The organism is Prevotella sp. 885 (genome assembly GCF_002265625.1).
GTDB lineage: Bacteria > Bacteroidota > Bacteroidia > Bacteroidales > Bacteroidaceae > Prevotella.
Genome location: NZ_NOVE01000047.1, coordinates 1 through 20,714, shown reverse-complemented (window position 1 = coordinate 20,714; position 20,714 = coordinate 1). Strand labels below are relative to the sequence as shown.

The window sequence follows — 20,714 nt, the reverse complement described above, 5'->3', positions numbered from 1 at the left end:
TATAAATAACAAGAAAAAGAAGTATGAAAGATAGACTTACTCCCAATCATATAGAATCTCTTGAAGACAATAAGGTCTTCAATCTGCAACGCTTCTTGGACGCACAGTCACACTGTTATCAACAGGCATTGCAGGAAGTGAAAGACGGACGAAAGCGTTCGCATTGGATATGGTATATATTCCCGCAACTGGCCATCCTCGGACACAGCTATAATGCAAAGTATTATGGTACCAGCGGGTACGATGAGGCTGAGGCTTATCTGAATCATCCAGTTCTGAACGAACGGCTGAGAGCAATCACAAAGGCTCTGCTGGTACATACGGATAAGGATATTGTTGAGATATTTGGCGGACTTGACGCAATGAAGGTCCGTTCTTGCATGACCCTGTTTGACGCTGTTTCTCCCAATGATGTTTTCCAAGAGGTTCTTGACAAGTTCTATAAAGGGAAATATGACTTGAGGACGTTGAACTATATGTAGAGTAGATATGGACGTGAATGACAAGGCCAACAAATAAATGACCATAAAAATCCTCAATACAGATTCCTTCTCACTCTATAACATAATAATAATAATTAAAGTAATAAAATAAGATATGAATACAAAGAAGTATATTAGGACAACATTACTCACAATTGTTTTGTCCTTATTAGCACATTTGTCTTTTGCCCAGAAAGCTGTAGTGGCAGACTCCATTGATGCAGAAGAGGCTTTTGGAAAGAAGCAGGTCCCTCAAGTGCCTCTGGAACAATGTGAGCATATAGATACTTGCAGTATAGCAAAGTTTGCCATAGTTACGAAAGATGGCAAGCAGGGAATCTATGACTTGGAGAAGCATGAGAATGTGACGGAGATAGATTTTGACGTTGCAGACCTCTTCCGTCGTTATGTTTCGGAAGAAGGCATAGAGGTGTTCTATTTTTATGTGGAGAGAGGCATTGAACGTGGTACCATTGGAGTGGTTGGAGAAAACAACCAGACTGTTAGCGTATGGATGGACAATCCCGAATATGTAGCCAAACTTGATGAATGCACGACAATAGACAGTGCAATAGCTCAAAAATGCCATGATGTTTTGTCAGAAGGCTTGAAGTCGTTGGATGGAACGTACGGACAGGTGGCAGTCTTAGACGCGCAAACGGGCAGATTGAAGGCATGGATAGCATTGGAGAAAGATGGAGAAGATTATGTAGAGGGCAAGCTGCTGAAACAAGCATGCAGTCCCCGCGTATTGACACTTGTCGGAATAACTCCGAGGTTGGCAGACATCAATGGTTCGCTCAAAGACAAGATGGATTTGTGCGGTGGCGTATATAATATAGGTGACAGCATCAGTATTCGTGACCATAACTGGCGGTCTGGCGGATATGGCGTGATGACTTGCCGCCAAGCATTGACGCATAAATCTAATGTGGCTATGTTCAAGATTCTTCTGGTAAACCGTGGAGATGATGCTTTTTGTATATGGAAGAAAATAACAAGTGACGAAAAGCAAACAAATGCAATGGAATTGGCGGCAGTCTTTAATAGCCTCTATCAGAAGAATATTATCACATTCCCAACTTTGCAAGCTGACTCTGTTACTGAGGCAACAATCGACCGCATTAAGCCTTTGGGACGTAAATATCTGCAAGAAGTCTTGATCGGTCTTAATAAAGGTGATGGCATCCAGGCTTCTTATGCTCCAAAGAAAGTTGAATTGGCTGGTATTTATGGTAATTACCAAGGCAAGGATATTGAAAATGGTGAGCATAAATTGGCAGAAATGTCTTTTGTCGGACTGTTCCCAGCCAAGAAGCCTCGCTATGCTTTGGCGTTATTCCTCAACAGACCGAATGAGCCGATTCATGATTCGAAAGATTTAGCCAATGGCATCGTGAATAATCTTGTGGAATGGCTGACTAAACATGTGCAATGATCGCATTATGGACATCAATAGAATTCTGAATCTCAACATTCCTGACATCCACCCTGCATACGGTGGGGTGAGAGGGAAGACGATGTCGTCGCGCAGTCAGGTATATGCTTGGCCTGTCATCAAGGAAGCAGGCGTGTATACCATCATTGACCTTCGCAATGATGGCATTAACCTGCGCATGCAGAATCTTTGCAAAGAGTACGGCATAGAGTATTTCTATTACCCTGTGGACAACCGTGCCGATGTTGTTGAGAGTATGGTGGCGTTGTTTCCTGAGTTTTGTGAGCGCATTGATCGAGGCGGTTTCTATATCGCCTGTGCTATGGGGCTTCATCGTACCGACATTGCCCTTAGCACCTATTGGGTGTTTTATGGTGCGGACAAAGGAATAGAGCCGCCGACTCTGCGTGGCTACCTTAGGGAAAGCGGACACGACACATCAAAGATATTGCGAGTGCTTAATGCCTTCTATGACAAGCTCACGGAGAGAGATGGCAAGGAGCCGATGCCCATTGAGGAGTTCAAGCGAAGGAAACAAGTCATTAACGAGCAATGCAAGCTCTCAACTTCTTTAATAGGGCTTGAGAGGCAGGACAACAAAGTTTAAATAATGGATGAACTCAGAATAAGTTTTAGGAACTGTATTCTTGCAATTTGGAATCAGTTGACAAGGAAGGGTGCGTGGCGAAATGTTTTTGTCACTCACAATGCTTTTGGGATATTCAGCAAATACAGCCATATTTCTCGTCGTAGCGGAAAACCCAAGATTCCTTATCCGAATAGGAAGGTGGCATTAAGAGCTGCTGAGGCTATGGGTAAGAAGCATGGTGTGCATTTCTCTGTATACAAATGTGCATGGTGCGACGGATGGCATATCGGAAAGAATGCCCAGAATAAGATAACAAACTTGGAAGTTGTGCCCGACACGAATTAGGGGAATCGTTATGAAGAAACTGCTGTTTATAATCCTTACACTTGCTGCCCTTACCGGCTGTAATGGATTGCGCTTGGGAGTTGGAGTGAGAGGTGAGCTTATTGGAGACGTCATCGTTTTGGATGGTGATACGTTCAAGATACGAAAGTGGATAAGTGACAGTCTGTTTGTGATTCTGAACAATGAACATCCAGAAGAGGATGCTCCATGCTATCTCCTGAAGTATGAGCGTAATGGCTTTTATTATCCGCTAATCGAAGCCAATAGCATCGCTCCCATTCGTAATACTGTCAACTATGTGGGCATTGACGACAATAACGTCTATGACATTAAGGCTAAAAAGATATTGTTCTCGCCACCATGCGACGCTTCCTGGCTTTATTATATTGGCACATGGAAGGACCTGTGCCTTTTCGGAAGTTCAGATACGCTTTGCTTCTCTGATGGAAAATGTGTCGGACTGCAGGATAAGGTATATTGTCGCAAGTCGAAGAAAAACGGAATGCTGACACTTATTGCCGGTGCACAGGCAAAGGAAGTCTCTTTCGCTGAGCTGTATAATGCAAAGAAGACAAGCTGTAAAGCGGATGCTTCTATAGGACGTTTTACGAAGAACTACTACATCGAACCAAGAAACAAGTACGAAAGGGTGTATGCAGGATTTAGCGTGGATCTGGATGTTCCGAAAGGTAATGCAGAGTCTGATAAAGCCATCCGTGAATGGATGATGGCTGCCATCACGGACGATGCTTTCTATCAGTTGGAATACAATAGGGAAATCCCGGTCGGAAAGTGTACGTCGCTGAAAGAGATGCAGCATTCCTTGGATGAATATGGCGTATTGTGGGAGAAACTCTGTCGGGCTGAATATCAATATGAAGACACATTGATGGTCAGAATGACCTGTGACATAAAAGTGAGGAAGGTGGCTGATTGTGATGACTACACCACATATTATTATTGGGCAAGCCTTTACAATGGCGGAATTCACGACCTTCCTCGTGAGTATTACATCACATACGACAAGCGAAGAGGAGCATTGCTCGATGTCAACAATTCCGTGAAACCTGCCATGATGCAACGCTTCCGTCATCTTGTCCTGGAGAGTCTGAAGAAGGAATATGATTTCTGCTACGAACATGAAAGCTCGTGGGAGAGTTTTACGAATAACATATTCTCTTTCCATTGTCCTATGATTGATACTGGCGGTATGGATGATGTAATGCGGTCATTACTTGTACATAATTATTCTTGTGATGAATGGGCAGGATGGAAAGGCTATAACGAGGAGGCTTTCACAGAACGAGATTTTCCTTTGACTCACTTTGCTGTGCTGCCGGAGGGTATCGTTCTGACGTATCATCCTTATCAGATTGATTGTTTTGCTGCAGGCGAATACCATGCAGTCATACCATTCAAGGACGCCAACCGTTGTCTGATGTTTGACTATTCCAAGCATGAGGACCTGAAGCCGACGTTGCAAAGATACATCAAATAATGCTCATGTTATGCTTTAAACAAAAATAAATTGCTAACTTTGTCTTATTATTTTCATAGGATGAAAGCAAGATTAATCATATACTTTTTCTTATTGCTCTCTTTGTCCGTTACAGCACAGACAAAGAGAGCTATTGTTATTGGGCTGGGCGAACAGCAGGACAAGGCTTGGAATAAGATAAACGGCGACAAAGATGTGCCTATTGTGCAGGGAATACTGAAAGAGGCTGGCTTCAGGTCGGTCACTACGTTGGTTAACCGGCAAGCCACTAAGGCAGGCATTGTCGGGGCTTTGAAGCGGATGGCAGCTTCGTGCCGGAAGGGTGATGTGGTGTACGTGCATTATTCCGGGCATGGTCAGCAGATGACGGATGTGCATAATGATGAGGCGGACGGGCTGGACGAGTGTTGGATTCCGTACGACGCATATCGGAAAGCAAGCGCGAAGTATCATGGCGAGAAGCATCTGACGGACGACGAACTGAATGTCTATCTTAACGCCATCCGCAACCGGATAGGGGCAAAGGGTAAGCTGCTTGTGGTGATAGACGCATGTCATAGTGGCGACGCCACTCGTGGTGATGACGACGACGTGGTGCGTGGCGCGAGTGACACGTTGGAGGTGGACGCTCAGAACGCTCGTGGCTTGGAGGAAGCTTTTGAGGCAGTTAAGTCGTTCCTGATGGGTGACAAAAGCAAGGATGTTGTCATCAACTCTAAAGCGAAGCCTTTGGCGGAGCGATGGATTACGCTCAGCGCCTGCCGCAGCGACCAAGTGAACATCGAGATGAAGAGTCCGGCTGTCGGAAAGCTGACTTATGCCCTTTGGCAGGAGCTGAAGAAGAACGGGAAGATGGGCAATGGGGAGTTTATGAAACGCCTCAGACGATTCGTGAACGCCAATACCAGTAGCCGACCGCAACAGCCTGTGCTGACTGGTGACGATAAAGACAAATATAACATAACTGATATACTTAGAAAATAATGGCTAAAACAATACACATGCGCACGCCGCAACAGGAGAAGGAAGCCCGTCTTGTTGCCGGTATGTATGACAAGGACAGGAAGATACAGTCCGAACTGTATGCTTACTGCTCTGATTATTTCTGGGCAAACTGCCAGGGTATGTTCTTCGCTGACGACGATACCGCTATGGAGATATTCCAGAACACATTCGTCACGTTTTGGGAGAAGATTGAGCAAAGAAAGATTTATGTTAGCGAAGGCAGAGTGATGGGAAAGGATGACGAACCTTTAAGAAGCAGCATTCTTACTTATTTTATTGGTATAGCCAAGAACAAGTATAAGGAATGGGTAAAGAAGAATCCTTCTAATGTTGACATCGAGACTTCCAAACAGCAATATGCCGATATGCTTTACGACTCGGAGGAGAACAAGATGCTTGACATCATCGCTGACATCATATCCCGCATGTCAGAACGTTGCAGCCAGATTCTTACCAAGTTCTATGTGGAAGGAAAAAATCTGGACACCATTCTGATGGAGATACCGACAATCGAATCGAAAAATTCGCTCAAGACGAAGAAGTATAAGTGTACGGAGTTGTTGCGCGAGTCAGCAAGGGATATTTACAAAAGATATTTAAACTCATAAAAACGGCAGACATATATGAACCAGGATTTTCAAGACAGAATAGACCAATACTTGCTTCATGGCGACACTATGTCGGAGGAAGACAAGGCGCAGTTCCTGAAAGAGATTGAGGAAGATGCGGAGAAGAGAGACCTGTATGAGTTTACGAAGAACCTGAAGGCTGCGCTGGTAAGCCGTGATCAGAAACTCAAAGCCATTGCGGAGTTCCAGCAGGAATGTAAGCGACGTAAGCCGAAGCGCCGAAACCTGTTGCTTTGGATTTCGGGCATTGCTGCTGCGTTGCTGATTGGCTTCTTCGCTGTTGACATTATGACCGTTGGCGATGCCCCTGACGATAATGTGCGTGGCGGTGAAGATGTATTTGAAAACGTAAGTCCTAAGATACCAAATGATACTACAGACATTGACACCATTGCGAAACATAAATAAGGCATTGCTATTGTCGCTTCCACTTTTCTTTTGTGCCAGTAATATTAAATCACAAACTATGACAGATGCAGAGATAACAGACAAGATGTGTGAGGCTTTCGCCCTTAACAAAGAGAAGAAGACGGCTGAAGCTCTTGACGCTTTCCTCCTTGTCGGTGTGCAGACTGCGAAGCAGCAGACGGAGGATGAGCGTCAGGTGTATGTCTGCAGCCAGCTGATGGCATGCAGTTGTCTCCGGACGTTGGAGCGATACGAGGAAGGATATCGCTTGGCAAAGAAGCTGATGGAGGGAAAGCTGTTGGATTCGGAGAGGAAAAACGTGGAGTCAGAATATGCGTATAATGGATATATGTATGCCGTGGACTTTATAAAGACGGACAAGACCCACAGCGAGCATGAATATGGCAGGCGGATTCTTTCTGAGATTGCGCCCTATGCCAACGATTTTCTACGTCCGTACATACTTCCTAAGATTCCGTATTCTTGGTATGCGGACGGTACTTCTTGCTTTATCTCTGCCGAATACGACAAGGCTCTGACTTGTTTTCGCAATGCTTATGAGGGCTATATGAAGCTGGACAAGCAAGTGGATGCCGTGAAATCTCTCAGAGATATGGCAAATTGCCAGCGATGGCTCTATGATTTCTCTGGGGCTGTCAGCTCCTTGAAGTCTGGCTTGACGCTTGCAGAGAAGACAGGTCTTGATGATGTCCGGATGGAATGTCTGAAAGACTTGTGGACCATATATGATGTCGTGGGTGATGTGCGGCATACATTGGCATGCGCGGAGAGAATGGACTCGCTGGTCGAGGCTTCTTCTGACCAGAAGACCAAGTTTGCTTACTATAACCATAAGGGCAAGGAAGCGGAGAAGCAGGGTCAGTATGCCATTGCCGAACAGTGGTATCTCAGAGGCAAGGACATCGCTGATGGTGAGGAAGCGCAGACCGTTTCTGCGAGCCGTCATCTTAGTTACGCCAACCTGCGAGGACTTTATACAACTCTCGGCAAGTATGACGATGCCATTGTGTATGCCAAGAAAGCTATTGAGGTGTTTCAGTCGCAGACCCCTAAGGGCGATGCTTCCTACAATATGTCTTATGCCACACTGGCTGATATCTATAGGTTGAAGGGTGACAAGGCCAACTGTTATGCTTGTCTGGTTAAGCTTTTTGAAGGCACGGAGAGCATGACCGAGCCGCGCGAGCTCTATTCACGTTACGTGACAAGGGCACTCTGCCGTGTGGCTTTCAAGGATTATGAGGCGGGCTTGGATGATTTCAGAAAGGCCGACAGTCTGCTTGCTACGAAGTATCCGCCTGAGGACGGCAACCGCGTAGCTCTCTTGGCACTTATAGGAGGAGCCGAACATAAGGCTGGCAATTTTGCAGACTCCGAACAGCATTATCGCGAATATGCCGACCGCACCCGAGGTCTGTATGGCGAGAATAGTCTGGAACATATCAATGCACGCATCTTTCTTGCTAATGCGGAGGGCTTTGCCGGACATGAAGACGAAGGATGCAAGGATTATGCTGAGGCTGAACAGCAGCTCAAAGCATTCATGAAGCAGCGCATTCCGTATATGAATACTGCGGAAAGGGAAGGACTGTGGAGCCCGTTGTCTGCTTTGTTCACCAATATGGCGCCCTTCGCCATTACAGCAAAACAATGTCAGACCCCGTTCACGAAGACCTGCTATGACGCACTCGTGCTGTCGAAGTCGTTCCTTCTTGAGTCGGAACGGTCCATGTATGATGTCATAAAGAGGGAGGGTACGGCTGAGGATATGCGCGACTTTATGTCGCTTTCCGGTATGAAGAACACCGTCAAGACCTTGGAGAAGGACTATAAGGCCAATGCAGACAGCATTCTTGACATATCGCAGAGGGTGAGCAGGATGGAGAATCAGCTGACCGCAAGATGCCGTAGCTATAGCGACGGAACCGGTTTTATGGACGTTGACTATGACGCTGTGAAGCAGGCTTTGGGACAGGACGAGGTGCTCATCGACTTTACGGACTATATGTCCGAATCTGAGGGAAGGAAGTATGCTGCCTTTATCATTGATAAGGGACAGGACTATCCTTTGCTGAAGCCATTGTTTGCTGAGCGTCAGATTGATTCGCTTGGCATTGTCCGCCCTGACATGTATTACGGAGAGGATTATGCAAAGGACATTGTCCGTCTGTTGTGGCAGCCGCTGAAGGATAATCTTAAGGAAGGATCGACGGTGTATTATGTGCCCTCTCAGCTGCTTTTTCAGGTGTCGTTAGAGTCGTTGCCGATGGAGGACGGCTCGCTGTTAGGCAGTCATTACGATTTCGTCAGACTGTCTTCAGCCCGCGAACTGGTGAAGATGAAGCGCCATACCAGACGTGCAGACGCTCATACTGCCGTCCTTTATGGAGGCTTGCAGTACGATATGGACGATACGGCGATGGAGAATGAGGCGAAGAAGTACGATTTGGACAATCTGTTCGCTCAGCGTGGCGACATGGCGCGTGGCGATTCTGTCTATCATGAGTTGCAAGGAACAAAGGAGGAGATATTCCGTATTTACACCATTCTGAAAGGCAAAAAGTGGAATGTTGTGCCTTATATGGGAACGGACGGTACGGAGGAGTCGTTCTTGGCTATGCACGGCAAGTCGCCTTGTCTGCTCCATCTCGCCACGCACGGATTCTATTACACGCCGAGCAAGGCTGCTGACGTCAACTATCTGAAAGGCTACACCGACGCCATGTCTTTGTCTGGACTGGTTCTCTCAGGAGGCAATGCCGCATGGTTGGGCAAGAAGCTTCCGAAAGGAGTGCTCGGTGGCATCCTTACTGCCAACGACATTGCTCGCCTGGATCTCAGCAATACGGACATGGTGGTGCTTTCGGCTTGTCAGACGGGACAGGGAAAAGCTACGTCAGAGGGTCTTTACGGACTGCAGCGTGCCTTCAAGAAGGCTGGCGTCGGCACCATTGTCATGTCCTTATGGAATGTGGACGACCGTGTGACGTCAGAGTTTATGGCCACCTTCTATGAGCGGCTTACTGACAAAGCCAATGCTTTGGACAAGCGAAAGGCATTCGAAGAGGCGAAGCAAATCGTCCGCAAGAACCATCCCGATCCTTATCATTGGGCTGCATTCGTGATGTTAGACTGACGGCCTTTGCGTAATAAAAACGGACAGGATTGGTTACATTTCTCTCTCATTCCTCATAAATGGATAAAAACAAAAGCTATTATGAATATGAGACAGGAAGAAGTAGTGAATGAGATTCGCCGAATGTGCGGTCAAGCTGTACGGATGCAGTCGTTAGGCTGGCATTTCCGTTATAACGGGCAGGCTTACTTCTATGTGGTGGGCAAGGACGAAAGCATGCTACGCTTCTGCATTCCCTTTGTCACGGGCATCTGTTCACATGAAAGGCCGCGGCTGAAAGAGGCAGTGGACGAAACCAACAGGAACGTGAAGTTTGTCAAGGCTCTGCTCTCAGAGAAAGACGAAGCGAAAATATTGTTAAGTTATGACCACAAAATCACGGACAACGAATCCGCCAAGGAGATCGTGCCGCACATCATCAAGGCATTGGACTTTGCGGTGGGATATTTGGAGGAAAGAACAAACAATGCTGTCATTTCGACCGCAACCGTCTCGTCTGGAAGTTCTTAAAGATCGAAGAACATACTTTTTCTGTTCCTGACGTATCTTATATTTGCATTTCTAACGCTCAATACTATGAGCTGAGCGCACTAAGAAATCTTTAGTGCGAAATTCTTGAGTTTTGAGCGTGCAGCGGCAACATGCTGACACTCTGTGGATTACATAACTAAGAAGAGAAGTGCGTAATGAATGACTGAGCTAAACAAGCACAAATGGCTGCAATAGCGCCACTTTTACACTCCAATAGTGCCACTATTATCATGCAATAGCGCCACTTTTACACTCTAATAGTGGCACTTTCACAGTGTAAAAGTGGCGCTATCGTTAAGCGTATGTGCTTTTTTACAGCAGAACACAGCCAAAAACAGCAATCCGGAACTCTAGAATCGATTTTTATTTTGTAACAGGATTTTACTCTTTGTACGATATTTGCATGCCTTACTTTATCTTCCATTCTGCGAAGTTTGCAGTGTCCTTCACGCTGAAGTTGATGCCAACCATCGTTACGGGTTTGCCTTGGTTTTTGTAAGCTTCGGCGTAGCCGTTGGCTTCGATTTGCTTTAAGGCTTCGGATGCAGAGCCGTCAAACTTTGTCTCTATCAGATAGAAGCGGCGTTCGGTTTCGACGACGACGTCAATACGTCCGCGATGGGTACGAACTTCCACTTGCATTCGGTAGTTGGTAAGCAGCGAGAACATTATGTAGAGCATCTGCTGATAGTGGCCCTCGTACTTCGTGTTGTCGCAATAAGGCACGGTTTCGAGAAAATTCTTCATCAGCTGCAAGGCACCGTCCATGTCGTCGCGGTTGATCAGAGCCGCCATTTTTGCCACAGCCGTACCGCCGCGTCCGCCTTTACGTCCGAGATATTTGGGGAGCAGTGTCTGGAAGAGTCCTACGCGTATCTCTTTGTTTGGTATTCCGAGATGATACAGTTCGTTGGTGTCGTCATAATTCTTTATGGTCATATATCCGCTCTGATAGAGAAGCGGAGTGAGCGATGCCATTGTTTCTGTCGGGGCGTCAAATTCGGGGCGTATGGCGTCCATTCCTTCGCCGATTTCGGATGGCTCGACATCAAACTTGCGCATCATTTCAATAAGATACGTGGGAGTACCGGTCGTAAACCAGTACATATCGAACATCTTGTCGGCAAAGCAGTTGAGAAGGCTGTAAGGATTGTATATGTCAGACGACGGCCACGTGAAGTGATAGCCATCGTAATGGCTGCGCAGCTTCTCTATGGTCTGGCTGCGCGTTATCTGCTGACTGGCTGCCAGCTCGTCTATGTCCTCATACAACTGAGTCAGCAGCTCTTCATTCGTGATGCCGCATATTCCCTCATAATCAGGCAGCATGCTTATGTTCTTGATGTTGTTGAGCTCGCTGAAGATGCTGAGTTGTGAGAATTTTGTGATGCCGGTTATGAATACGAAGCGCAGATACGGGTCGCAGTCCTTTAGCGGGCTGTAGAAGTTGCGCATCACATTACGCAGTACGGGCAGTTGTTCGTCCTCATGCAGGACGTCCAATAGGGGCGCGTCATATTCGTCTATTAGTATGACAACCTTTTTGCCCGTGATGCTGTAGATATTTTGTATGAGATTGTAGAGTCGGATATTAGGAGCATCCGAGTCTGCCACTATTCCGAACTTGCGTTCGTTTTCTTCAAGCATGTTCAGGAGATACTGTTCCAGGGGGGCTTTCTCCATGTGCTTGCCGCCTGCCATGCTGAAATGCAGCACGGGATATTCGGTCCATTCCGTTTCGAGATGTTCTATGGCAAGTTCCTCGAACAGTTGGCGCTTGCCCTCGAAGTAACTCTTCATCGTAGATACAAGCAACGACTTTCCGAACCGACGCGGGCGGCTCAGAAAGAAATACTTGCCATTGGTGTGGCTGAGGCGATAGACGTATTCCGTCTTGTCCACGTATGTGTAGTTTTGTCCTATGATTTCCTCAAAAGTCTGAATACCTATAGGATAGTGTTTTGTTGCCATATCTGAATAATGGATTGTTATTACGTTTTGCAAATATAACGTTTAAAATGCAGAACGGCAAGAAAACAATTATAGATTCTCACCCTCAAGTTTCGATATCTGACATATTTTTTGTAATTTAACGCCCTGTTAAGCAATATGTCACTATTAAGAGCAAAACTGAATGAGAAACCTATATACAATTATCCTCCTCACCCTTCTTTCGCTGTTGATGCCATCCTTGGCTGCTGCCCAGAGCTTCCATAATGTCAGCATTGCCGATGCCTCCACAGTGTGCTCCATAGCGCAGGACGAGCAGGGCATTATGTGGTTCGGTACAGACCACGGACTCTACGCCTACGACGGCTACCGATCCATTCCGCACAATACGGATGCGGACGGGACGCCGGTCATCACGCGTGTCCACTCTATTTGCATCTTCAAGGACATGCTATATATGGCTACGGAGCGCGGACTCATGGCGTACGACATCCGCCGCGGACGTTATGCAGAGCGGACTTCCGGCGACAAGGGCGAGATGCGTGCCGTGACGATATACGGCGGACGCCTGTGGTATGGAGGTGCGCAGGGGCTCTTCAGCCAGGACGTGCAGACGGGCACGAAGCGTACGGAGAACGCCCGGCTGCATAATGTATATTCGCTGCTGCCTACTCGTCATGGTCTGCTCGTCGGCACCTTGACCGGTCTGACCGTCCTGCGTAACGGCAAGGCTCAGCCCATACGCATAGGGGAGGGGAGCCAGCCGCTCGTCAATGCGCTTCTTGGCGACGGTGGATCGGCATGGATCGGTACGGAGGGCGCTCTTTACAGATATGACGGCAAGCGGCTTGAGAACATCAGTCCGCTGTCGGGCAATTCGGTGAAGTCGCTCTCGGTATGCGCAGGTCTTATATATGCCGGTACGGACAACGGTCTGTATATATACAATAAGAAGGACAAGACCGTAAGGCATGCCCTGCACGACTCGCGTTCGCCGCACTCCATTGCCAACAACATCGTGTGGGCTGTCTTCTCTGACCGATGGGGCAATCTTTGGGCTGGCACCGACCAGGGTGTGTCTGACCTGAGGAAACGCCGCTTTTATGACTACATACCGCTTAGCGACCTGACCAATACGGGTGAAGGCAACTGCCTGCACCTCATCTATCGTGGTTTGGACGGCAGGATGTGGCTCGGTGGCACCAACGGCCTGATCACCTATGGTGCCACGCATGGATATATGCCTGACGATATGAACGGCATAACGTGGTTTCGTCAGAGTTCGCAGACTCACTATATGTCGCACAACCGCGTCAGACGGGTGTATACCGATACGGACGGACGGGTGCTCGTATGCACCGACCACGGCATCAACATATACAATCCGCAGACACGCCAGATGCGCAACGTCATCGTCACCGACCCGTCACGCCGTTACACCACGGCTTGGGCTTACGACATCATTGACGACGGACAGGGCCGTTACTGGATTTGCTCGTACATGGGTGGCGTGTTTGTGATAAGCAAGAAGAAGCTGCTCGGCGCCACTACGCCCACCGTCATGGCTGACCGACATTTCCTGAAGGAACTGCAGGGCATGCACGTGTGGCAACTCGTGAAGGACGGACGCGGAAGGATATATGCACGTATGTACGACCGCGGACTTGACCGAATCAGTTCCGCCACAATGCGAGTGGAGCATCTTGTGGGCAAGGACCGTCTTGTCAGCGACCTCATTGTCGACCGACGGGGCAACGTGTGGGCGGCGATGAAAGGCGAAGTGCGCTGTTTCGGACCGGAGTCGGCTGCTGACCGTTCGCTGCACATAACCGGATATGACGCTGCGGACGCTGCCATGCTTTGTGAGGTGGAAGGCAATGTCTGGGCTGTCATGGGTTCGGACTGTTGCATATTAGGCAAGGACGGCAAGACCACGCGCTTTGCCGTGCCCGGATTCCGTCCGCTGGCAATATGCTATGACCCCGTGTCGCGCAGCGTATTGCTTGGAGGCAACGACGCTGTGGTGAGCATACCCGTTGCCAACGTCATGCATGGCGGCACGGATAAGGGACATCGAGGCAAGCTGTTTCTGTCAGGTGTGATGGTGGACGGAAAGCAGTTCACCTCCGACGAAGGTTATCCTACGTATCTCTCTGAAATGACGCTGACGGCAAGACAGAACAACGTGACGTTCCAGCTGACCGACCTTCCGCAGTCAGGACAGCAGCCGTGCGTCTATGCTTACCGCCTCAAGGGAGTGGACCGCACATGGCTGTATATCCACGGCGAACGGTTGAACATCAGTTACAACGCGCTGCCGCCTGGAGACTATACGCTGGAGGTGCGCCTGGTGGACGGACAGGGCGAGGCGAAGGAAGAGGTGATGGCGTACGGCGTTACCATTCTGCCGCCATGGTATCTCTCGGTTTGGGCAAAGATTGTCTACCTTATTATATTAATATGTCTGGTGGTATGGGTGATGAAGTTCTGGATGATGCGCCGCCGTCTGCGTGAGGAGTGCGAGGCAAAGGAGCGTATCATGCAGGAGTCGGCTGCACGTTCGCAGTTCTTCGACAATCTGTCTGTCCAGCTGAAGAAGCCGCTCACGTCGCTCTTCGGCGCGGTGCTCAATATGCTCCGTGCTGAGAACGACACAGCCAATATGCGTTCTCTCGAGAATATGCGTCGCGATGTGGTGGACATCAATTCGCTCATGTATAAGGCTCTCGACATGCAGCAGACCTCAGACCATAAAGCATCGGTGGCTACCACTACCATAGACATTGCCGACTTCTGCCGACGTGCTGCCGAGGACGCACGCGCCAAGTACGGCAAGACGGTGGAGATTGGTTATCGCACCAATGTGCCGAAGGTGTATGCTGACTTGGATGTCGCTCGCCTGCAGCTTGTCATTGACCAGCTTATTGACTTTGCCGCTCGTAATCGTGCTGCCGATTCTGCTGTCAGCATAGCCGTGTCGGCTGACAAGGATAAGGTGGATGTCGTGGTTGGCATTCCCGGACTGACAATATCAGAGGCTGATATGCCCTTCGTCTTCAACCGCTATTTTTCCGTTGTTGGCAACGCGCAGACAGCCGACGTCAATACGCTCGCCCTTGTCAATGAGTTTGCCAAGCAGAACGGGGCACAGGCAGCTGTGGATAGTGACAACGAAGGCACGGATGTGACGATGACTTTCGCTTCTGCATACGTGGAAAGTGCAGGGCAGGAGGCGGCTGACAGCAAGCCGATGGCTGTGAAGAAGAACGACGCTGACTCTGTGGATGCCCGTCTGCTTGCCAAGATTACGGATATGGTGGAGTCACATATCGCCGATTCTGACTTTAATGTAACCCGTCTGCAGGAGTCGCTTGAGATAGGATCGAAGCTGCTCTATCGTAAGGTGAAGCAGATGACGGGCAAGACGCCCGTGGAGTTTATCCGCCACATACGCTTGCAGCGTGCTTCGGTGCTGCTGCGTGAGGGACGCTTCTCGGTGTCCGAGGTGATGTATATGGTGGGATTCTCCAATTCCAGCTACTTCTCGAAGTGCTTCCAGAAGGCATACGGCATCACTCCTGCGGAATATGCTCGTCAGTAGAAGACGTGAACAAACTATTTAATTAAAATATAATCATACTATTACAATGACAAAGATTTTCAACAGACTGTTGCTCCTCGCATGCCTTATGGCACCGACGGCGGCAACGGCACAGGTGTGCCTTGTAAGCAAGGGCAAACCGCAGGGACGCATTGTCCTTGCTGAGGATAACGACGTGAACCGCAAGGCGGCGAAGATGTTGCAGCGTTTCGTACGCGAGACGTCTGGTGCCGAACTTGACATCACAGCCACAGCCAAACGCGCCAAGAACGACGTGGTGATAGGCGGAAAGACAACGGAGGCTACGGACGACGGATACGTCATTGACTGCACGCGTGGCGCCCTCACCATAAAGTCGGCAGGCGGCAAGGGTGCCATATACGGCGTGTCGGCATTGTTGGAGAAATGTATGGGCGTGGACTATCTCGCCAAGGACTTCTATACGCTTACTCCGTCGGCGGACATCCGCATTCCGGAGATGCACGTGGCGGAAAGCCCGGCGTTCCGTTTCCGCCAGACCTTCAGCTATTCCAACAACGACAGCACTTACCGCGACTGGATGAGGCTGCAGGATCACAGTGAGCTGTTCGCCAACAATATGTGGGTGCACACGTTCGACCGACTCATGCCGTCGAAGGTGTATGGCAAGGCGCATCCCGAGTATTACTCGTTCATCAGCGGCGAACGACGTCCCGGCAATCACAGCCAGTGGTGTCTCACCAATCCTGATATCTTCGAAATCGTGGCCAGTCGCATCGACTCCATTTTCAAGGCCAATCCCGGACGCAACACCATTTCCGTCAGCCAGAACGACGGCAACGACACTTACTGCCAATGCCCGGAATGTAAGAAGGTGAACGAGTATGAGGGTTCGCCGTCAGGTTGTTACATAAGATTTCTTAATAAGTTGGCAGAGAGATTCCCCGACAAGCAGTTCTCCACGCTTGCCTATCTCTTCACCATGCACCCGCCAAAGCATGTGAAGCCGCTGCCTAACGTCAACATTATGCTCTGTGACATCGACTGCAAGCGCGAGGTGCCGCTCACGGACAATGAGTCGGGACGCGACTTCGTAAAGGCAATGGAGGGTTGGGCTAAGATATCCAACAACATCTTCGTGTGGGACTATGGCATCAATTTCGACAATATGGTGGCGCCGTTCCCTAACTTCCATATCCTGAAGAAGAACATACAGCTCTTCAAGCGCAATCACGCTACGATGCTCTTCGAACAGGTGAACGGCTCGCTCGGCACCGACTTCTCGGAGATGAGGGCTTATATGATTGGTAAGTTGATGTGGAATCCAGAACTGGACGCCGACTCATTGATGAAGACTTTCATGAAGGGATATTACGGTCCGGCTGCCACATATTTATATAGGTATCAGCAGATGCTGACAGGAGCGCTGCTCTCGTCAGGCACGCCGCTGTGGATTTACGACTCGCCGATAACTCATAAGAACGGTATGCTGAACGCCAATCTGCGCAAGGCGTACAACGAACTCTTTGATGAGGCTGAGAAGGCGGTGGAGGCAGACTCTGCACTTCTGGCGCATGTCCGCATAGCACGACTGCCGCTCAGATACAGCGAGCTGGAGATTGCACGTACGGAGAACGGGGGCGACAAGGCTGAAGTGGAGAATGCGCTCGACATGTTCCAGAAGACTTGCGCCATGTACGACGTGACGACGCTGAACGAGCGTAACAATAATGTGGACGACTACTGCCGACTCTATCGTGAGCGATTCCTGCCGAGCGACGTGAAGAACAAGGCGGCTGGCGCAAAGGTGACGTGGAACATTCCGCCGCAGGAGAAATACCAGCCCATCGCAGACAAGGCTCTTACCGACGGACTCTACGGAGGCACCACCTACGTGGAGAGCTGGGTGGGATGGAACGGCGAGGATGCCGACTTTGTCCTTGATATGGGCGAGACTAAGACCGTGCGACAGGTCAGCACCGACTTCCTCCATCAGCTCGGAGCATGGATTCTGCTGCCTAAGAGCGTGGCTTATTACGCCAGCGAGGACGGCAAGACGTATAGCTTGATGGGCACTCGTGAGTTTGCGGAAGACCGCGACATCAGCGTGAAGTTCGTTCCTGCCGTCGTAAGTCTTGACAAACCTGTCAAGGCAAGATACATCCGTGTGGTGGTGAAGACTCTCGGTCTGTGCCCCGACTGGCATTATGGCGTGGGCTATCCCGCATGGTTCTTCCTTGACGAGGTGGTTGTGGAATAATGTTCCCTTACGCGTACATTATATAATAGATAACATATACATTATTATATATATCGTATCACAATGATGAAACTGAAAAACATATTCATTCTTGCTGCTGTGTCGCTGATGTCAGCGATGGCTGTCGCTCAAAACGTAGCGATTATCCCTCAGCCGTGTCACATAGATCAGCAGAAAGGCACTGTTGTGCTTGGTGCCAAACCCACGGTTGAAGTGGATGATGCGTCGCTTATGCCGGCGGCGCAATACCTCTCTGACGCTTTCGAGGCTCAGACAGGAACGAAGCTAAAAGTTGTTTCGAAGGGTGGCGACATCCGTCTTTGCCTTGCAAAGGATGGTGAAGAGGGCGCTTACTCGTTGAAGGTGGAGCGTGGTGGAGTCACCATGTCTGGTTCTGGATATACGGGAATGATAAACGCCATTGCCACATTGCGACAGCTTCTGCCCGTGGTAAAGGGAGAGAAGGTGGTGTTGCCGAAGATTAATGTCAGCGACCGTCCGCGATATGGATGGCGCGGACTGATGGTAGACTGCTCGCGACATTTCTATACCGTTGACGAACTGAAGAAGCTCATTGACGTGATGGCTTACTATAAGCTCAACCGCTTCCATTGGCATCTTACGGACGACCAGGGATGGAGAGTGGAGGTGAAGCGTTATCCGTTGCTGACCGTAAAGGGAGCATGGCGACGCTTCAACAATCAGGACTCGCTCTGTATGGCTAATGCCGCTAAGGAGGATATGCCCAACCTGCTGCTGCCGGAGTCGAAGATAAGGACAGCTGCGGACGGAACGCAGGAGTATGGCGGATTCTATACGCAGGACGACGTGCGAGACATCGTGGCGTATGCTGCCAAGAGAGGCATAGATGTGGTGCCAGAGATAGATATGCCGGGTCATAGCCTCGCTGCCATCGAGAGTTATGACGGACTCTCTTGCTTCGAGCATACGGGGTGGGGCAGACTCTTCACCACGCCGATGTGTCCGGGAAAGGACAAGATGTTGGAGTTCTGCCGTAATGTGTGGACGGAAATGTTCGCTCTCTTCCCCTTCGAGTATGTGCACATTGGAGGCGACGAAGTGGATATGAAGAACTGGAAGAAGTGTGCGGACTGCCAGAAGAGAATGGCGGACAACGGGCTTACCACAGAACCGCAGCTTCAGACTTGGTTTAATCATTACATGGAAGCCTTCTTCCGTGAAAACGGCAAGAAGATGATAGCTTGGGATGATGTCATAGATGGAGGACTGTCGCCGTATACCACTGTGATGTGGTGGCGATCATGGTTGCCGAAGGGACCGAAGAAGGCGACGTCGCATGGCAACGATCTTATTGACGTACCAGTGTCGTTCTTCTATCTCAGTACAAGGGAGGACGACACTAAGTTGCCCGGCATATATAACTTCAATCCATACGAAACGCTTAACGACAACGAGGCTAAGCTCGTGAAAGGCATCCATTCTTGCCTTTGGGGAGAAAGGGTGGCTTCTGTGGAGAGAATGTGGTATCAGCTCTTCCCCAGACTCACAGCGGTGGCTGAGAAGGCATGGAGTATGCCGGAGCGTATGAATTATGATGACTTTACGAAGCGATTGCTCACGCAGCTGCCCAGACTTGAGGCGATGGGAGTGAAGTATAGGCTTCCTGACCTTACCGGACTGAATCGTGGAAATGTTTTCGTCTCTACGGATACGGTGAAGGTGTTCTGCATTGATCCGTCGGTTACAATAAGGTATACTAAGGACGGTACGATGCCGCAGCAGACATCGCCGGTTTATACCGGACCGATGGCTGTGACTGAGACCACGCATTTCGTGTTCCGTGCATTCGGAAGGGACGGCAGAAAGGGTGACGCTTTCCGCTCTGACTTTGTGAAGGACCAGCTTCATGAGGCTGTAACCACAGAACAGCAGCTTCAGACCGGACTCTCCAATCTATGGTATGACTATCCGGGAGATTGGTGTAAGGGCATAGAGGAGGCGCCGCTTAAAGGCGAATACGTCACCGATGGTGTCTGCATACCTAAGGAAGCAAAGGAAAATATAGGTCTGGTCATAACCGGATACTTGGAAGTTTCGGAAGACGGAGTCTACACTTTCCGCCTTTATTCAGATGATGGAAGCCAGCTTACGGTAGACGGAGTGATGGTTGTTGACAACGATGGCATGCATGATGCGCGTGAATTGGTGGGTCAGCATGCTATGAAAAAGGGTCTTCATCCCATCCGTGTGCTCTATTTCGACCATAATGGTGGCGACTTGAGGCTGAAAGTGGAGGATAAGCACGGAAAGGAAGTAAAGGTCAGATACTGGCATTAATGTTGTAAAATCAAGGTAAAAGCGCCCTAAAACGTGCTTTTACCTTGATTTTAGTCAATTTAAGACTGAAAAGTGTAAGTTTTTGCAAACTTTTTTGTCGAAACTCTTGCAGGATTAACTTTTTTGCTATACCTTTGCAAACGCTTTCGAGAACAAACAAAACCTCAAGCAAAACGGGTTACGATTGTGTTAAGAAGGCGTTAAATAAAGAAAGAGTTCTTTGAAAAGATTTACATAAACAGACAAGTAGTACAAGAAGCAAGAATTTAGAACAATCTGATTCTTGGGTAATTTACGAACCGTTTAATTCATCAACTTTAAGTTGAAGGTTAAGAAACTTGAATAAACGAGGCATTCTGAAACAGATACAAACAAGCAACTCTTACTTCGGTAAGGGTTGGTAAAAGATATTTTACAATGTAGAGTTTGATCCTGGCTCAGGATGAACGCTAGCTACAGGCTTAACACATGCAAGTCGAGGGGCAGCATGACGATAGCTTGCTATTGTTGATGGCGACCGGCG

General features: G+C 49.0%; 14 protein-coding genes and 1 rRNA gene. 14 read left to right on the top strand and 1 reads right to left on the bottom strand.

Annotated features, from left to right (window positions below; genetic code table 11):
- The first annotated feature begins 23 nt into the window (after positions 1–23).
- The 10 genes from CHL74_RS12080 to CHL74_RS12040 all read left to right on the top strand — a co-directional run bounded on the left by CHL74_RS12080 (position 24) and on the right by CHL74_RS12040 (position 10,061).
- Entirely contained in the window at positions 24–482 is a 459-nt protein-coding gene (locus CHL74_RS12080) for a DUF1810 domain-containing protein (RefSeq protein ID WP_094881445.1), read from the top strand.
- Positions 483–597: 115 nt separating this feature from the next.
- Entirely contained in the window at positions 598–1,920 is a 1,323-nt protein-coding gene (locus tag CHL74_RS12075) for a hypothetical protein (RefSeq protein ID WP_094881444.1), read from the top strand.
- A gap of 7 nt (positions 1,921–1,927) precedes the next feature.
- Entirely contained in the window at positions 1,928–2,527 is a 600-nt protein-coding gene (locus tag CHL74_RS12070) for a hypothetical protein (RefSeq protein WP_141241320.1), read from the top strand.
- Between the two features lie 180 nt (positions 2,528–2,707).
- On the top strand, positions 2,708–2,854 hold the full coding sequence (locus CHL74_RS15870; RefSeq protein ID WP_176452251.1) for a hypothetical protein: 147 nt from the start codon (positions 2,708–2,710) through the stop codon (positions 2,852–2,854).
- Between the two features lie 10 nt (positions 2,855–2,864).
- Positions 2,865–4,352 (top strand): DUF3298 domain-containing protein, encoded by a 1,488-nt coding sequence (locus CHL74_RS12065; RefSeq protein WP_094881442.1) that lies wholly within the window; start codon positions 2,865–2,867, stop codon positions 4,350–4,352.
- Positions 4,353–4,412: 60 nt separating this feature from the next.
- A complete protein-coding gene (locus CHL74_RS12060) occupies positions 4,413–5,336 on the top strand; it encodes a caspase family protein (RefSeq protein WP_094881441.1) in 924 nt (307 codons plus the stop codon).
- Positions 5,336–5,965: an RNA polymerase sigma factor gene (locus CHL74_RS12055; RefSeq protein WP_094881440.1), complete on the top strand. Its 630-nt coding sequence runs from the start codon at positions 5,336–5,338 to the stop codon at positions 5,963–5,965. The genes CHL74_RS12060 and CHL74_RS12055 overlap by 1 nt, the downstream gene beginning before the upstream one ends.
- Before the next feature lie 15 nt (positions 5,966–5,980).
- Positions 5,981–6,394 (top strand): hypothetical protein, encoded by a 414-nt coding sequence (locus CHL74_RS12050; protein WP_094881438.1) that lies wholly within the window; start codon positions 5,981–5,983, stop codon positions 6,392–6,394.
- 58 nt (positions 6,395–6,452) lie between these two features.
- Positions 6,453–9,551: a CHAT domain-containing protein gene (locus CHL74_RS12045; RefSeq protein WP_176452250.1), complete on the top strand. Its 3,099-nt coding sequence runs from the start codon at positions 6,453–6,455 to the stop codon at positions 9,549–9,551.
- A gap of 87 nt (positions 9,552–9,638) precedes the next feature.
- Positions 9,639–10,061: a hypothetical protein gene (locus tag CHL74_RS12040; protein ID WP_141241319.1), complete on the top strand. Its 423-nt coding sequence runs from the start codon at positions 9,639–9,641 to the stop codon at positions 10,059–10,061.
- 429 nt (positions 10,062–10,490) lie between these two features.
- On the opposite strand, the gene CHL74_RS12035 is transcribed toward CHL74_RS12040, so the two are convergent.
- Positions 10,491–12,053 (bottom strand): ATP-binding protein, encoded by a 1,563-nt coding sequence (locus CHL74_RS12035; RefSeq protein ID WP_094881434.1) that lies wholly within the window; start codon positions 12,051–12,053, stop codon positions 10,491–10,493.
- Between the two features lie 163 nt (positions 12,054–12,216).
- Here CHL74_RS12035 and CHL74_RS12030 point away from each other — a divergent pair, with 163 nt between their 5' ends.
- The 4 genes from CHL74_RS12030 to CHL74_RS12015 form a co-directional block, all read left to right on the top strand.
- Entirely contained in the window at positions 12,217–15,633 is a 3,417-nt protein-coding gene (locus tag CHL74_RS12030) for a helix-turn-helix domain-containing protein (RefSeq protein WP_094881433.1), read from the top strand.
- A gap of 46 nt (positions 15,634–15,679) precedes the next feature.
- A complete protein-coding gene (locus tag CHL74_RS12025) occupies positions 15,680–17,872 on the top strand; it encodes a DUF4838 domain-containing protein (RefSeq protein ID WP_094881432.1) in 2,193 nt (730 codons plus the stop codon).
- A 63-nt stretch (positions 17,873–17,935) separates the two neighbouring features.
- Positions 17,936–20,191 (top strand): family 20 glycosylhydrolase, encoded by a 2,256-nt coding sequence (locus CHL74_RS12020; protein ID WP_254923295.1) that lies wholly within the window; start codon positions 17,936–17,938, stop codon positions 20,189–20,191.
- A gap of 414 nt (positions 20,192–20,605) precedes the next feature.
- Positions 20,606–20,714, top strand: a 16S ribosomal RNA gene (locus CHL74_RS12015); the annotation flags it as partial.

What these genes read in the sequence shown, in the direction of transcription:
- CHL74_RS12050 (WP_094881438.1), top strand. Translation starts at nt 5,981, where the DNA reads ATGAACCAGGATTTTCAAGACAGAATAGACCAATACTTGCTTCATGGC.
- CHL74_RS12055 (WP_094881440.1), top strand. Translation starts at nt 5,336, where the DNA reads ATGGCTAAAACAATACACATGCGCACGCCGCAACAGGAGAAGGAAGCC.
- CHL74_RS12030 (WP_094881433.1), top strand. Translation starts at nt 12,217, where the DNA reads ATGAGAAACCTATATACAATTATCCTCCTCACCCTTCTTTCGCTGTTG.
- CHL74_RS12060 (WP_094881441.1), top strand. Translation starts at nt 4,413, where the DNA reads ATGAAAGCAAGATTAATCATATACTTTTTCTTATTGCTCTCTTTGTCC.
- CHL74_RS12070 (WP_141241320.1), top strand. Translation starts at nt 1,928, where the DNA reads ATGGACATCAATAGAATTCTGAATCTCAACATTCCTGACATCCACCCT.
- CHL74_RS12025 (WP_094881432.1), top strand. Translation starts at nt 15,680, where the DNA reads ATGACAAAGATTTTCAACAGACTGTTGCTCCTCGCATGCCTTATGGCA.
- CHL74_RS12020 (WP_254923295.1), top strand. Translation starts at nt 17,936, where the DNA reads ATGATGAAACTGAAAAACATATTCATTCTTGCTGCTGTGTCGCTGATG.
- CHL74_RS12065 (WP_094881442.1), top strand. Translation starts at nt 2,865, where the DNA reads ATGAAGAAACTGCTGTTTATAATCCTTACACTTGCTGCCCTTACCGGC.
- CHL74_RS12080 (WP_094881445.1), top strand. Translation starts at nt 24, where the DNA reads ATGAAAGATAGACTTACTCCCAATCATATAGAATCTCTTGAAGACAAT.
- CHL74_RS12040 (WP_141241319.1), top strand. Translation starts at nt 9,639, where the DNA reads ATGAGACAGGAAGAAGTAGTGAATGAGATTCGCCGAATGTGCGGTCAA.
- CHL74_RS12035 (WP_094881434.1), bottom strand. Translation starts at nt 12,053, where the DNA reads ATGGCAACAAAACACTATCCTATAGGTATTCAGACTTTTGAGGAAATC.
- CHL74_RS12045 (WP_176452250.1), top strand. Translation starts at nt 6,453, where the DNA reads ATGACAGATGCAGAGATAACAGACAAGATGTGTGAGGCTTTCGCCCTT.
- CHL74_RS12075 (WP_094881444.1), top strand. Translation starts at nt 598, where the DNA reads ATGAATACAAAGAAGTATATTAGGACAACATTACTCACAATTGTTTTG.